The following is a 14,894-nucleotide window of genomic DNA, read 5'->3' as shown; positions in this document are numbered from 1 at the left end:
GGATTTCCGGGCGTCAACCGGCAACGGGTTTGCGCTGCGCGGACCAGATCCACCAGGCTGGTCGTCATGCCCGCCGCCTCGACCACCCTCCGCATGCTCGCCGTGTCGGTCATCGCGTCGCTCACGGTCACCGGCTGTCAGACGTTCGAGGACGCCGGAGTCGCCATGGGTCGCTCGGAACTCGTCAACGACCTCGCCGCCCGGCTCGACCGGGCGCTGGAGTTGACCTACTCGGCCGACTACCAACTTCCGGGCGGCCAGCGCGCCGCGATCGTGCAGGCCCAGGATCCGGCCCGGTCCGCGTACACCTACCCGGGCGGGCGACTCACCGTCACCCCGGAGGCCATCACCAGGTGTACGACGACAGGCGCCCGCCCCGAGTGCACGCTTGTCGCCCCGCCCACACCGGGCAGCAAACCGACCGTGACGCTCTTCGGCGAGGCCAACCAGAAGGGCCTCGCCACCCCACCCGTGGTGGTCGGGCTGCTGACCGCCGCCGCGCTCGACCCACAGGCGGTCATCAAGCAGAGCGACACCACGGTCGCCGGGCACCACGCCGCCTGCGTCGAGGTGCAGGGCTCGTCGTCCGGCGACTTCACCGCCTGCGTGACCACGGAGGGCGTACTCGGCAGCTTCACCGGGCCGGTCGACGGCAAGCCGGTGGACCTGGCGCTGAGCCGTTACTCCGCGACCGTCGACACGGGCGCGTTCGACCCGCCTGCCGGCGCCGGTGTCGTGGACCGTCGCCCCAGCGGCTCGTGACCGACCGGACGGGCCTGCCCCCGTCCAGCGCAGCGCCCGACGGGTTCCGGCCGGGAGCCGACCGGAGCCGACCGCCCGCCCCCGGCGACCTGGCCCTGCCGGTGACCGGCGCGAAGCTGCTGACCGCCGCCGACGGCCGACCGCTCCGGGTGGTCGACCTGCCGGCCGACACCGACTGGGTGCCGCTGGGCACCCTGGACGGAACACCCGCGTGGGCCACCGACGTGCCCAGCGCCGACGATCTGCCCGGCCGGGCGCGCGGCTGGGCCTCGCTCGCCGCCGAGGTGCCGGAGCCACACGCCTCGCTCGCCGGCCGGGCACTGGCGGTGGTGACGTGGCGGCGTACCCACCGGTGGTGCGGCGCCTGCCGTGCCGAGCTGACCGACCTGCCCGGCGAGACCGCCCGGCGATGCCCCGCCTGCGGCCTGTACGTGCCGATGCAGCTCTCCGCCGCGGTACTGGTGGCGATCACCCGGCCCGGCCCCGCCGGTCGCGCCGACGAGCTGCTGCTGGTCCGGCACGCGACCGGGCCGACCGGGCTGTGGGCGCTGGTGGCCGGCTTCGTCGAGGCCGGCGAGACACTGGAGGCGGCGGTGCACCGGGAGGTTGGCGAGGAGGTCCGGCTGCCCGTGGACCGCCTGGCCTACTTCGGCAGCCAACCGTGGGCGATCTCCGGGCCTGGTGTGCTGCTCGCCGGGTTCACCGCCCGGGCCGCGGACCCGCACGCCGAGCCGGTGGTCGATGGCCGGGAGCTGACCGAGGCCCGGTGGTTCGGCCTGGATGCGCTGCCGGCGGAGCTGCCGCCCGCGTACTCCATCTCGCGCTGGCTGATCGACGCGACGGTGACCGCCCGGCGGCGCTGACCCACGCGCGCGGCAGGGCGGGCTCAGATCCCCAGCAGGGTGCGCAGGTGGCGCGGGGGCGGGCAGTCGTGGGCGAGCATCGCGTCGTGCCAGTCGCGGACCGACACCCCGTCCGGGCGGGCCGCGGCGATCTCGGCCACCTCGCTGTACCCGACGAAGTAGGTGGAGAGCTGGGTGGAGGTGAGCAGCGCCCGGCGCCACTTGCCGGCCGCCTCGCCCTCCTCCTGAAAGCCGCGTTCGGTCATCAACGCCATCGCCTCGGCCTCGGGGAGGTCCTCGGCGTGCACCAGCTGGTCCAGCAGCGCGTTGATGGTCATCCGGAGCTGCATCTTGAGCTGCTGCAACCGCACCGGGAGGCCGCCGAAGCCGAGCCCCACCATCAGCTCCTCCGCGTACACCGCCCAGCCCTCGATGAACGGCCCGGACTCGGCCAGGGCCCGGACCCGGGTGCCGCCGACGTAGCGGCGGGCGTGGGCGAGCTGGAGGAAGTGCCCCGGCATGGCCTCGTGCACCGTCAGGTTGCGGATCATGTGGTCGTTGTACTCGCGGTAGAACGACTCGACCCGGTGCGGCGGCCAGTCCGAGGGGGTGGGCGCGATGCAGTAGAAGGTGGGCACGGGCGCGGTCTCCAGCGGACCTGGCGAGTCGCAGTAGGCCACCGCCACGCCCCGGGCGAACTCCGGCATCTCCTGGATCACGCACCGGTCGTCGACGAGGGTGACCAGGTCGTGCGCGCGCACGAAGTCGGTGGCCTCGTCCAGCGTGATGCCGGCCAGGTCGACGATCGTCGCGTCGTTCGGGTGCTCGGCGGCCAGCACGTCGAGTGCGCGGCGGACGGCCGCGTCGTCGGCGGGGCCACCGACCAGCTGGACTGCCGCCTCGCGGATCTCGGCGGTGACCCGGTCCAGGTTGGCCCAGGCGCGGCGCTGGATCTCGGCGGCGCTCAACTCGGTGTCGAGGGTGTGCCAGAGGCGGGCCTCCCAGCGGCGTCGGCCCAGTCGCGGGTCACGGCCCGGGGCGGCGTCGTCGGCCAGGCCGACGCGCAGCCAGGCGACGAACTCCTCCAGCGCGGCGATCGCCGCGGTCGCCGCCGGCTCGACCCGGTCGAGGGTGCTCGGCGCCTGGGCGAGCAGTGCCGGCAGCTCGTCGCGGATCAGCGCGGCCGTGCCGGTGAACTGCCCGACCGCCGTCTCGGCGTGGATCCGCGGCATGTCCCGCAGCGTCGCGCGGGCGGTGGCGAGAGCGTCCGGTACGGCGGCGAGCCGGCCGGCCAGTTGGGTCAGCCGCACCTCCGCCGGGGCGTACGGGCGGGCCAGCAGCGGGTGCAGGAGCGCACCGGGGTTGTGGCGCAGCGGATCCCACTCGTGCGACCGGATCTCGGTCAGCTCGAACAGCTCCCGGTCCACGAATGAGCTGAGCAGCGCGTGGTCGACCTGCTCGTCCAGGTCGAGCGAGTCCGGGTCCAGTTCGGACAGCGCGTTGGCCGCGTCGGAGAGCATCGCCCGGTCGGCGGCCAGCGCGTCGACGGACAGGTCCGGCAGCCGGTCGTCGAACCGGTGGTCCCCGGCAGCGGTGGCAACCCCCGGCCGTGACTCCAGCAGTGCCTCGACAACCCGCTCAGCTAGTACCCCAAACGCCTCCACCCGGCCCACCCTACCGACCGGCCCACCCACTGCCACCTGTTACGTCGATCATGAAGTTATTGCCGTCGACCTCGGCGTGTCGTGGCAACAACTTCATGATCAACGCGGGTCTGGGGGTTCGTGGGTGGGGGTTCGGGGGTGGGGGTTTAGGCGGGTGGGCTTTCGGCGGTTCGGATGGCCTCTGCGTAGGCCAGGGTGGCGCGGCGCAGGGCAGCTTCCGGGTCGATGCCCGCCTCGCGGGCCGCCGCTACCGTGGCCAGGAGGCTCGCGCCCAACCTTGCTTCGGCGTCCACCTGGGTGTCTGCCAACGGCGGTGGGACCTCGATGCCCCTGCGGGCGGCGCGCTTCAGGATCTGCGCGGCCAGGGCCAGGGCGGGCTGGCTCAGGGCCACGCCGTCCAGCACCGAGTCGCGTGACTTCTCAGCGCGCTTGATCCGCTCCCAGTTCTCGGTGATGTCCTCCAGAGTGCCCGCCTCGGCACCCGCGAAGACGTGCGGATTGCGCCGGATCATCTTGTCGACCAGGCCACCGGCCACGTCGTCGATGGTCCACCGCTCGTCCTCGGGCAACTCCTCGGCGAGCCGCGCGTGCAGCACCACCTGCAACAGGACGTCACCCAACTCCTCGCGGAGCGCGTCGGTGTCGTCGGCGCTGATCGCGTCGTACGCCTCGTAGCTCTCCTCCAGCAGATAGCCGGCGAGGCTGCGGTGCGTCTGCGCGCGTTTCCACGGATCGCCGCCCGGCGAGGCCAGCCGGTCCATCACGGCCACCGCGTCGAGCAGTCGGGCGCCCGGCGGATCCCACGAGCCGTACATCAGCTCCATCTCGGCCAACCCCGGCTGCCGGGCCAACCGCAGACCCAATTCACGGGCCAGCGCCTCGTCGCCCGCCGGACCGGCCAACCACACCACAGTGCCGTGCGTCGCCACCGCATCCAGCAACGGCTGCGTCGCCGGCCCCTCCACCACTGTGACCTCGGCGCCCGCCTGGCGCACGGCCGTGACCAGCTCGCTCTCCGCGCCGGTCAACACCGGGTGCTGGCGTACGACATCCCAGGCCGCGGAGGTCAGCAGGCCGGCGGGCAACCGGGGTGAGGTGACCAGGAGGACGATCCGTGCCGTCATGCTCAGCTGGCCGTGCCCTGGTCCGGCGCTGGGCCCTCGGCACTCGGGGAGTCGGTCGACGGCACCAGCTCCGGGGTGGAGATGTCGGTGACGGTGCCGTCCTCGTTGATGTACGGCAGCGAGTAGAAGATCACCGACTGGCCGGTACTCACCAACGACGGCACCCCGACCGCCCGGAAGCGCGGGTTGATCGAGACGTCGACCCGGTCGGCCTCCTCGCCCAGTGCGGCGCCGAGGGCGGTGGCGGTGCGGACGAAACCGCCGTCGCCGAACGCCTTGCGGACGTCGGCCACCGACATGCCGGCGTCGATCGCCCCGGTCTTGACCAGGGCGCCGTAGACGGCCATCAGCGAATCGTCGCTCAGATCGGCGGGCGGAAGCTGCTGGTTGAGCACCTGAAGCAGGTCGACCCACTCGCCCCAGAGCTGGGCGTACTCGGTGGTGGCCGGCACCCGCAGGTTCTGCTCCAACTGCTGCGGGGTGACCTCGTCGGGAACCTGGAGGTTCTTGGCAGCTGCCACCCGCTTGCCCAGCTCCAGGCTGACCAGGAGGTTCACCACGTCCTGACGGGTGACCGTGGAACGCAACTGCTCCGGCGACGGCGACGCACCCGCCTGGACCGCCTGCTGCCGGATCGCGTCGCCGTACTTCGTCTGCACGTCGGCGTAGATCGCGTCGACCCGCTCCAACGAATAGGTGGTGTCACCGACGTACGCGGCGACGTCCGGTGCGGACTTACCGCAGGCAGCGAGGGAAAGGACACCCAGGGCCGCGACGCTGGCGGCGGCGATCACACGGCGAGCACGCATGCCCGTCACTCTCTCATGCCCTCGTCCGTGTTGTGACGGCCCCCACCTCACCCCGGCCCCCACCTCAGCTCGCCGCGACGGCGAGCGGGGCGGGGGCACCCAGCACATCGGAGAGCAACTGCGCGCACCACTGGAGCAACGCCTGGTCCCGCAGCGGCTCCCCGCCGACCCGACGGGTACTCGGCCGAGGCACGCTCACCTGGTCGGTGGCCAGCTTGTAGACGGCGTCCGGGTGGTAGCGCTTGAGCCGCATCTGCTTCGAATCCGGCAACGGCAGCGGACCGAACCGCACGTGTTTTCCCTGCATGGACACGTCGGTGAGGCCGTACCGGCGGGCCAGCAGACGGAACCGGGCCACCTCCACCAGGTTCTGTACCGGGGCCGGCGGCTCGCCGTACCGGTCGGTCATCTCGGCGACCACCTCGGTCAACCGCTCCTCGTCGCGTGCCTCGGCGAGCTTGCGGTACATCTCCAGGCGCAGCCGTTCCACGCTCACGTAGTCGTGCGGCAGGTGCGCGTCGATCGGCAGGTCGATCTTGACGTCGGGCTCGTCCTCCGACCGCTCACCCTTGAACGCGGAGACCGCCTCGCCGACCATCCGCACGTACAGGTCGAAGCCGACGCCCTCGATGTGCCCGGACTGCTCGCCGCCGAGCAGGTTGCCGGCACCCCGGATCTCCAGGTCCTTCATCGCCACGTACATGCCGGCGCCCAGCTCGGTGTGCTGCGCGATGGTCGCCAGCCGCTCGTGGGCGTGCTCGGTGAGCGGCTTCTCCGGCGGGTAGAGGAAGTACGCGTACGCCCGCTCCCGGCCCCGGCCGACCCGGCCCCGGATCTGGTGCAGCTGGGCCAGGCCGAGCAGGTCGGCCCGCTCCACGATCAACGTGTTGGCGTTCGGGATGTCGATGCCCGACTCCACGATCGTGGTGCAGACCAGGACGTCGAACTCCTTCTCCCAGAAGCCGACCATGACCTTCTCCAGGGCGTCCTCACCCATCTGGCCGTGCGCCACCGCGACCCGCGCCTCGGGCACCAGCTCCCGCAGCCGCCGCGCCGCCCGGTCGATCGACTCGACCCGGTTGTGCAGGTAGAAGACCTGGCCGTCGCGGAGCAACTCGCGGTGGATGGACGCCGCCACCTGCCGGTCGTCCTGCGCGCCCACGAAGGTGAGCACCGGGTGTCGCTCCTCCGGGGGCGTGGCGATCGTGGACATCTCCCGGATGCCGGTGATCGCCATCTCCAGTGTGCGCGGGATCGGGGTGGCCGACATGCTCAGCACGTCGACCGAGGCCCGCAGCGTCTTCAGGTGTTCCTTGTGCTCGACACCGAAGCGCTGCTCCTCGTCGACGATCACCAGCCCGAGCTGCTTGAACCGGGTGGCGGTCTGCAACAGCCGGTGAGTGCCGATGACGATGTCGACGGTGCCGTCGGCGACCATCTCCAGCGTCCGCTCGGTCTCCTTCGGGGTCTGGAACCTCGACAGCTGCCGGATCTGCACCGGGAACTGGCTCATCCGCTCGGCGAACGTGTTGTAGTGCTGCTGCACCAGCAGCGTCGTCGGCACCAGCACCGCCACCTGCTTGCCGTCCTGCACGGCCTTGAACGCCGCCCGTACCGCGATCTCGGTCTTGCCGTAGCCGACGTCGCCGCAGATCAGCCGGTCCATCGGGACGGTCTGCTCCATGTCCCGCTTGACCTCGTCGATCGCGGCGAGCTGGTCCGGCGTCTCCTGCCAGGGGAAGGCGTCCTCCAGCTCCCGCTGCCACGGCGTGTCCGGGCCGAACGAGTGACCCTTGGACGCCTTGCGGGCGGCGTACAACTGGATGAGCTGCGCGGCGATCTCCCGGACCGCCTTGCGGGCCCGGGCCTTGGACTTCTGCCAGTCCGAGCCGCCCATCTTGTGCAGGGTCGGCTGCTCGCCGCCCACGTAGCGGCTGAGCTGGTCGAGCTGGTCGGTGGGCACGAACAGGCGGTCGCCGGGCTGGCCCCGCTTGCTGGCCGCGTACTCGATCACCAGGTATTCCCGGCTGGCGCCGTTGACGGTGCGCTGCACCAGCTCGACGTACCGGCCGATGCCGTGCTGCTCGTGCACCACGTGGTCGCCGGCCTTCAACTCCAGCGGGTCGATGGTGTTGCGTCGCCGGCTCGGCATCTTGCGCATGTCCCGCGTCGAGGTGCCCCGACCGCCGGTCACGTCATTGCCGGTGAGCAGCACGAAGCGGGACGCCTCGTCGACGAACCCGCTGCTCAGCGCACCACAGGTCACCACCAGCTCGCCGGGGACGGGCGCGGTCGGCACCTCCTCGGTCAACCGGGCGCCCAGGCCGGCGTCGCGCAGCACCTCCACCGCCCGCTGGGCGGGGCCGTGCCCCTCGAAGACCAGCGCGATCGACCATCCCTCGCCGGCCCAGCGCTTGAGGTCCTCGACCACCCGCGAGGTCTCCCCGTGGTAGAGCGGGGCCGGCTGGGCGGCGAGGGTCACCGCGATGGCGTCGTCCGGGGTGACGGCGGCCTGCTCCGGCGCGTCCTCCCAGGGCTGCCGCGTCTCGGCCGCCGTCTCCCCCTCGACCAGACCGAACGGCGACAGCGTCCACCACGGCTGGCCGAGCCTGCCCGCGGCGGCGCGTACCTCGCCGAGGGTGCGGAAGGCGGCAGCGCCGACGTCCACCGGGGCCAGGCCGCCGACCGCGGCGGCGGCCCAACTGGCCTGCAAGAACTCCTCCGAGGTACGCACCAGATCGTGCGCCCTCGTGCGGATCCGCTCCGGATCGCAGAGCAGCACGTGGGTGCCGGCCGGCATGGCGTCCAGCAGCAGCTCCAGCGAGTCGGGGCCGACCAGCACCGGAGCGAGGGACTCCATCCCCTCCACCGGGATGCCCTCGGCCAGCTTGTCCAGGATCTCGGCCAGCTCGGGGTGCTGCTCGGCCAGGGCGGCGGCCCGGTCGCGGACCGCCGGGGTCAGCAGCAGCTCACGGCACGGCGGCGCCCAGAGCAACGGGACCTGCTCGATGGTCCGCTGGTCGGCGACGGCGAAGGTGCGGATCTCCTCCACCTCGTCGCCCCAGAACTCGACCCGCGACGGGTGCTCGTCGGTGGGCGGGAAGACGTCCAGGATGCCGCCGCGCACGGCGAACTCGCCGCGCTTGGTGACCAGGTCGACCCGCGCGTACGCCATGTCGACGAGGCGGTGGGCGACCTCCTCCAGGTCGGCCTCCTCGCCAGCGGCGAGCTGCACCGGCTCCAGGTCGCCGAGCCCCTTGAGCTGCGGTTGGAGCAGCGAACGGACCGGGGCCACGACCACCCGCAGCGGCCCGGTGCCGCCGTGCGCGTCGGTCGACTCGGGGTGCGCGAGGCGGCGCAGCACAGCCAGCCGGCGACCCACGGTGTCCGAGCGTGGGGAGAGCCGCTCGTGCGGCAGCGTCTCCCAGGAGGGGAAGACCACCACCTGATCCGCCGGCAGCAGCCCACCCAACGCGGCAGCCAGGTCGTCGGCCTCGCGGGTGGTGGCGGTCACCGCCAGCACGGGCCGCCCGGCCCCGTCGTTGTCGGCCGCGACCGCCGCGACCGCGAACGGGCGCAGCGCGGCGGGGGCGGTGATGTCGAGGCCGTCGACCTGGGCGGCACCGGAGCGCGCCAGGTCACGCGCCCGGGTCAGCCCGGGGTCGGCCAGGGCTGCGGAGAACAGACCGGTGAGCAAGAGAGACCTTTCCGGGGAGTCGACGCACACGACGGCGGCCCCTCGTCCAGCCGGACGGGGGGGCACCACGCAAGCCTATCCCCGTCCACCGACACACACCCCCTTCCGCCCAGGTCCGCGTCGCGTCGCGCTCGACACCCCACCCGCGGACCCATTCGCCCAGGTCCGCGCCAGGCCCCCGCCGAGCGCGCGCACGCACGCCGCGCCGCGATCCCGCGCCGCCGCCTTCGCGCGGGCATCACCGATCAAGATCGTGCTCGATCCAGGATGTAGTGGTCTCGAAGCCGGCGGATCCCACTCTTTCCTGGATCGAGCACGATCTTGGCCAGCTGGAGAACGGCGGACTTCGGACAACGGCGGACACATACCCCAGCGCGGCACGGCCGGACGTAGATCTTGACCGATCGGCGGCTGCCGTGGTCGGGTTGCGGGTGTGAAACGGCAGTGGCGGGCACAGTTCGACGCGCAGGTGAGCTTCGCCAACGGCGGCGGACTCCGTACCGAGGAGTTCCGGCTGGACATTCCGGGTCCGGAGATCAGCGACGACGACCTGGCGGCGTTGTTCGTCCGGCACCTCGGGCTGCTGATGGTCGCCGAGGTCCGGATCAGCGCGAAGACGATCATCGAAGAGCCGCACAAGGGCGGCCGGGGCGTCGCGGTCGAGGAGTCCGGCTCCGATCGTCGACTCGTCGAGTTGAGCCACGTGATCAGCGACGGGATGATCACCCTGCCGGGCTGGCCGGCCCCGCGGATCAGTGACTGGTTGACCTTCGCGGCGTCCCGGGCGAACTACGCGCCGGGCACCGAGTTCCACGTGGCCCGGATCGACATGATCGCCAACACCGGCACGTACCTGGACACCCCCGCCCACCGCTGGGCCGGCGGTGACGACCTGGCCGGGGTGTCACTGAGCCGCCTCGCCGACCTGCCCGGTGTGGTCGTTCGTGTGCCGGCCGGCACACGGGCAGTGGACCGGCTGATGCTGGCGCCGTACGAGGTGGCGGGGTGTGCGGTGCTGCTGCAGACGGGGTGGGACGTGCACTTCGGCACCGAACGGTACGGCGCGCCGGAGGCGCCGTACCTGACCGGGGACGCCGCCCAGGCGCTGGCCGACGCCGGCGCCGCCCTGGTCGGCATCGACTCGATCAACATCGACGACATGAGTCCGGCGGCCGGCGGCGTACGCCCCGCGCACAGCGCCCTGCTCGCCGCCGGAATCCCGATCGTGGAGCACCTGACCGGCCTGGACGCGCTGCCGCCGAGCGGATTCCGGTTCACGGCGGCCCCACCGAGGGTGGCCGGCATGGGCACCTTCCCGGTCCGCGCCTTCGCCAGCCTCGATCGCTGAACCGCCAGCCGCGACCATCCGCCCCTCAGCCGGACCGAAGGTGACGCAGGACCGCGATGACCCGGCGATGATCGCTCTCGGACGGGGGCAGGCCGAGCTTGCCGAAGATGCTGGTGATGTGTTTCTCCACCGCCCCCACGCTGAGGAACAGCGCTGCGGCGATCGCCGCGTTCGAGCGCCCCTGGGCCATCAGGGCCAGGACGGTCCGTTCCCGCTCGGAGAGGCGGGCCAGGTCCTCGCCACCGCGAGCCGCACCGAGCAGTTGGGTCACCACCTCCGGGTCGAGCACTGTCGCCCCGGCAGCGACCCGGGTGAGCGCGTCGACGAACTCGCCGACCTCGGCCACCCGGTCCTTGAGCAGGTAACCGACGCCCCCGGCACCACCGGCGAGCAGCTGCGCCGCGTACCGGGTCTCCACGTACTGGGAGAAGAGCAGCACCGGCGTGCCGGGATGGGCCGCGCGGACGGCGAGCGCCGCCCGCAGCCCCTCGTCGGTGTACGTGGGTGGCATCCGGATGTCGATCACCGCGATGTCCGGCCGGTGCTCGTCGACGGCGGCCCGTAGCGCCTCCGGATCGGCAACGGCGGCGAGCACCAGGTGTCCCCGGTCGGTGAGCAGGTAGGTGAGCCCGTCACGCAGGATCCCGGAGTCCTCGGCGAGGACCACTCGCAGCCCGGTCATGGCCGTACCGGGAGTTCCACGGTGACCAGCGTCGGCCCGCCGGGTGGGCTGTCTATCCGCATCGTGCCGTCCACGGTACGGGCTCGGTCACGGAGGCCGGCCAGCCCGCCGCCGGGCAGGGCGTGGGCCGTCGACCCGACCCTGGCGCCTCCAGCACCGTCGTCGGAGACCTGCACCCGCAGCAGGCCGCGCTCCTGGCGTACCTCGACTGTCGCCCGCCGGGCGGTGGAGTGTTTGGCGACGTTGGTGAGCAACTCGGCGACGCAGTAGTAGACGATCGTCTCCACGGCCGGCGACGGTCGCGCACGCAACGCGACACGCACCTCCACGGGTACGGCGCCCCGGGCCGCCAGGGTGGCCAGCGCCGCCTCCAGCCCGTTGTCGAGCATCGGCGGGTGAATGCCCCGGGCCAGGTCCCGTAGGTCGGTGATCGCGGTCTTCGCGTCCCGGTGGGCGGTCTCCACGAGTGCCCTGGCTTCCGGCCCGGCGCCGTCGGCGAGCTTCTCCTTGACCATTCCCAACTTCATGGCCAGGGCGACCAGTTGCGCCTGGGTGCCGTCGTGCAGGTCGCGTTCGATGCGGCGCAGCAGCGCGGCGGCGTCGTCGACGGCCAGGGCACGGGTCCGTTCGAGGGTGTCGACCCGGTCGTCGAGGCTGGTCGGGCCGAGCAGGCTGCGGATCAGCAACTCGTCCAGGAACAGCACGCCGCGCAGCAGCCAGGGACCGGCGAGAAGCATCCCGGCGCCAATCCCGGCCAGCAGGAACGATCGGGGCCACGTGTCGAAGAAGAAGTCCCCGAGTTGCAGGGCGGCGCGGTGCGGCCGGCCAAGGCTGTCGGTGTTGACCGGCTGGACGAACGTCCACCAGAGGGGATGGCTGAGCAGGAACACCGGGTAGCAGAGAAAGACCGCGACCACCGCCGCCGCGAGCACGGTCACCGGCAGCTTGACGATCAGATAGGCCATCGCCCGCCACCCGGTGGCATCGCCCAGGCCGGTGCGGACGTACCCCACCGGGCCGGGCCGTCGGCGGACCGGGCGTGGCGCGTCGACCCGCAGCCCGAGCGCCGCGCGGGCGAGAGCGCGGTGCAGCCGGCCCCAGCCGCGAGCGCCGAGGACGCCGGAGGACAGCAGCGGCAGGCCGAGCAGCGTCAGCGAGAACAGGCCGCCGGCCACGACCGTGAGAGCGGCGTACGCGAAGCCGACGACCGCCAGCGGCAGGCCGGCCAGCACGTACCCAACCTGGTGGCGGAGTTGCCGGAGACGTGTCATCTGATCCTCCCGACCTGCCGGACGACGGCACGCCGGCTGCCATCGTCCCGGACGGGGGCCAGCGCCGGGTGCCCCGCCGAGCATGCTCGGCGCGCACGCCACCCGCCCAGCCGGTCAACCCGTCGTGATCTGTCGGGTTAACCCCACCCGACCGGCGGGAGAGCCGCATTCACCCGCGGGCCGTGGGTCGACAGGGTCGACGGGGACAGAAGTCGTCACGTCGATGGGAGCAAGGTCATGATTCGTCAGCTGTGGACCGTGGTGGTGTCGGTCGGCTCGTTGGTTACCGCACTCGCCGTCGCACCGGTGCCGGCCCATGCCGGCCCACCAGGGGCGGAACGTCAGGCGATGGCCGCCGCGCTCGACCAACTGGTCGCCGACGGTTTCCCCGGCGCGGTGGCGTACGGCCGGGTGGACGGCCGACGGTGGCAGGTCGCGGCGGGCGTCGCCGATCGGGCCACCGGGGCGCGGGCCCGGCCGGACGACCGGTTCCGGATCGCCAGCAACACCAAGGCGTTCGTGTCGACGGTGCTGTTGCAGCTGGTGGGTGAGGGTCGGTTGACCCTCGACGATCCGGTCGAGCGGTGGTTGCCGAGGGTCGTGCGGGGTAACGGCAACGACGGTTCGACGATCACCGTCCGGCAGTTGCTCAACCACACGAGCGGCATCTGGGACCCGACCGGCGAACGGAGCTTCTGGGCGCCGTACCTCGACGACCACGACTGGGACCGGGTCATCGCACCCCGCACGGTGATCGCCCTGGCGGTGGCTCACCGGCCGGACTTCGCCCCCGGCGCCTCGTGGGGCTACTCGAACACGAACTACCTGCTGGCCGGTCTGATCATCGAGGCGGTCACCGGCCGGGACGCGGCAAGCGAGGTACGGCGGCGGATCATCGGTCCGCTGGATCTGCGGCACACCTCGTTCCCGATCACCGACCCGGAGATCCACGGCCGGCACCTGCACGGCTACGACCTGGGCGGGCGAGACGTGACCACCTTCAGCCCGTCCTACGACTGGACCGCCGGAGCGATGATCTCGACGGTGGCGGACCTGGCGCGGTTCCACCGGGCGCTGTTCGGCGGGCGACTGCTCGCGCCGGCCCAGCAGCGGGCGTTGGAGACGCTGGTGGCCACGGACGACGGACCGGACGGGTACGGGCTGGGCGTGCAACGCATGACTGTCCCCTGCGCCGAGGGCCCGACGTCGGTGTGGACGACCGACGGCGGCGGGCCGGGCTTCACCAGCCTGGCGGCGACCAGCCTGGACAACTCCCGGCAGTTCGTCCTCGCCGGCAACGTCTACGACATCGACGCCGACGTTCGGGGGCTGCCGCCGGTGCCGGCGAGCGCGGGCGCCCTGGCCGCGCTGCGATCGGTGTTCTGCGCGACCGACTGACACCTGCGGATTCCGGCGCACGCACTCCCGACGGGGTGCGTGCGCCGCGCGCAGGTCCGTCAGTAACGCACCGAGATCCGGCGGTCGACGGCGTCGACCCGGATCGCGCCCCGTACGGTTTTCGCCCGGCGAACAGCGAACCTACCCATACGCTGACAATATGGCTGAAAATCCGCAGGGTCGAGCCCGGGACTGGGCACCACGCAGCATCGGCCTGCTGCTCGGCACCCTCGCGCTGGCCACCGCGTTCATCGCCGCCTACGTCGGCGCGCTGCACCAGCCCACCCCGCGGGACCTGCCGGTCGGCGTCGCCCTCGGCGACCAGCGCGCCCAGGCGACGCTGGACGCCGTCCGGGGTCAGAGCACGATCATCACCCCAATCCGGTACGACGACGCTGGCGCCGCCGAGGACGGCCTGCTCAGCCGCGGGGTGTACGCGGTGCTCAGCACCGGCCCCGACAACGGCCTGCTCCTCACCGTCGCCAGCGCCTCCGGTCCCTCCGCCACCAGTGCGATCCGGGAGGTGCTCACCACCGCCGCCGCCCGCAGCGGCACGCCGCTACAGATCGTCGACCGGGTGCCCGTCACCTCGGCCGACCCGCGCGGGGTGGTGCCCTTCTACCTGAACGTCGGCTTCGTGCTCGGTGGCTACCTCGCCTCGACCGTGCTCGGGATATCCGTCGGCACCACCCCGCGTACGGCACGGCGGGCCGGGTTGCGGATCGCCGCCCTGGCGGTCTACAGCGTGCTGCTCGGCCTCGCCGGCGCGGTCGTGGTCGGGCCGGTGCTGGACATCTGGCACCACGACGTACCGACGATCGCCGCCATCGGCGCGCTTGCCGTCTTCGCCGCCGCGCTGATCGCCAGCGCCATCCAGGGCTGGCTCGGTGTCGCGGGCACCGCGCTTGTCATCCTGCTCCTGGTGGTGCTCGGCAACCCCGGCTCCGGCGGCATCTACGCGCCCGAGTTCCTGCCCGGCCTGCTACGCGGCATGCACCGGTGGAACATCCCCGGGCTCGCGAACGACCTGACCAAGGCCGCGGTCTACTTCGACTGGCGATCGGCCGGCTGGCCGGCGATCGCCCTCACCCTCTGGGCGGTGCTCGGCGCACTCGGCCTGGTCAGCGCGAGCCTGGTGCGGGGCCGCCGGACCGCCACCGCCGGCCCCGGGTCGCCCCGCCCCGCCGCCGGGTCCGCCTCCGACGGCCCCGGATCAGCCCGCGACGGTGGCTGAGATCACGCCCGGAAACACCACCTCGGAGACAGTGGATCACCAGGGGGCCCTCCAGACACCCGG

11 protein-coding genes are annotated in these 14,894 nt (G+C 72.5%); 5 read left to right on the top strand and 6 right to left on the bottom strand.

The features are described 5' to 3' along the window. The first annotated feature begins 66 nt into the window (after nucleotides 1–66). Both AB0C01_RS27625 and nudC read left to right on the top strand, forming a co-directional pair. Nucleotides 67–762, top strand: coding sequence for a hypothetical protein (locus tag AB0C01_RS27625; RefSeq protein WP_357241722.1), 696 nt, complete (start codon nucleotides 67–69; stop codon nucleotides 760–762). Further along, on the top strand, nucleotides 759–1,625 hold the full coding sequence (gene nudC, locus AB0C01_RS27620) for an NAD(+) diphosphatase (protein WP_357572510.1): 867 nt from the start codon (nucleotides 759–761) through the stop codon (nucleotides 1,623–1,625). The genes AB0C01_RS27625 and nudC overlap by 4 nt, the downstream gene beginning before the upstream one ends. Nucleotides 1,626–1,648: 23 nt before the next feature. On the opposite strand, the gene AB0C01_RS27615 is transcribed toward nudC, so the two are convergent. The 4 genes from AB0C01_RS27615 to mfd all read right to left on the bottom strand — a co-directional run bounded on the left by AB0C01_RS27615 (nucleotide 1,649) and on the right by mfd (nucleotide 8,898). Next, a complete protein-coding gene (locus AB0C01_RS27615) occupies nucleotides 1,649–3,268 on the bottom strand; it encodes a DUF885 domain-containing protein (protein ID WP_357572509.1) in 1,620 nt (539 codons plus the stop codon). Nucleotides 3,269–3,414: 146 nt separating this feature from the next. Further along, nucleotides 3,415–4,392 (bottom strand): nucleoside triphosphate pyrophosphohydrolase, encoded by a 978-nt coding sequence (locus AB0C01_RS27610; RefSeq protein ID WP_354983478.1) that lies wholly within the window; start codon nucleotides 4,390–4,392, stop codon nucleotides 3,415–3,417. Nucleotides 4,393–4,394: 2 nt separating this feature from the next. Beyond that, the gene (locus AB0C01_RS27605; RefSeq protein WP_357572508.1) at nucleotides 4,395–5,201 is read right to left on the bottom strand and encodes a hypothetical protein; all 807 of its coding nucleotides are present in this window, start codon (nucleotides 5,199–5,201) and stop codon (nucleotides 4,395–4,397) included. 64 nt (nucleotides 5,202–5,265) lie between these two features. Next, complete coding sequence (gene mfd, locus AB0C01_RS27600; protein WP_357241708.1) at nucleotides 5,266–8,898, bottom strand: transcription-repair coupling factor; 3,633 nt, start codon at nucleotides 8,896–8,898, stop codon at nucleotides 5,266–5,268. Nucleotides 8,899–9,331: 433 nt separating this feature from the next. Here mfd and AB0C01_RS27595 point away from each other — a divergent pair, with 433 nt between their 5' ends. Beyond that, on the top strand, nucleotides 9,332–10,246 hold the full coding sequence (locus AB0C01_RS27595) for a cyclase family protein (protein WP_357572507.1): 915 nt from the start codon (nucleotides 9,332–9,334) through the stop codon (nucleotides 10,244–10,246). A 25-nt stretch (nucleotides 10,247–10,271) separates the two neighbouring features. Here AB0C01_RS27595 and AB0C01_RS27590 read toward each other — a convergent pair whose 3' ends face one another. Further along, complete coding sequence (locus AB0C01_RS27590; RefSeq protein WP_357572552.1) at nucleotides 10,272–10,919, bottom strand: response regulator transcription factor; 648 nt, start codon at nucleotides 10,917–10,919, stop codon at nucleotides 10,272–10,274. Between the two features lie 5 nt (nucleotides 10,920–10,924). Further along, nucleotides 10,925–12,199 (bottom strand): sensor domain-containing protein, encoded by a 1,275-nt coding sequence (locus tag AB0C01_RS27585; protein WP_357572506.1) that lies wholly within the window; start codon nucleotides 12,197–12,199, stop codon nucleotides 10,925–10,927. A gap of 237 nt (nucleotides 12,200–12,436) precedes the next feature. Between AB0C01_RS27585 and AB0C01_RS27580 the strand changes: the two genes are divergently transcribed. Continuing rightward, nucleotides 12,437–13,597, top strand: coding sequence for a serine hydrolase domain-containing protein (locus AB0C01_RS27580; RefSeq protein ID WP_357572505.1), 1,161 nt, complete (start codon nucleotides 12,437–12,439; stop codon nucleotides 13,595–13,597). A 160-nt stretch (nucleotides 13,598–13,757) separates the two neighbouring features. Next, nucleotides 13,758–14,831 (top strand): hypothetical protein, encoded by a 1,074-nt coding sequence (locus tag AB0C01_RS27575; protein ID WP_357572504.1) that lies wholly within the window; start codon nucleotides 13,758–13,760, stop codon nucleotides 14,829–14,831. Nucleotides 14,832–14,894 lie beyond the last annotated feature (63 nt).

It is taken from the genome of Micromonospora sp. NPDC048905 (assembly GCF_040649655.1).
GTDB lineage: Bacteria > Actinomycetota > Actinomycetes > Mycobacteriales > Micromonosporaceae > Micromonospora.
This window is presented reverse-complemented; position numbering and strand designations above follow the sequence as displayed.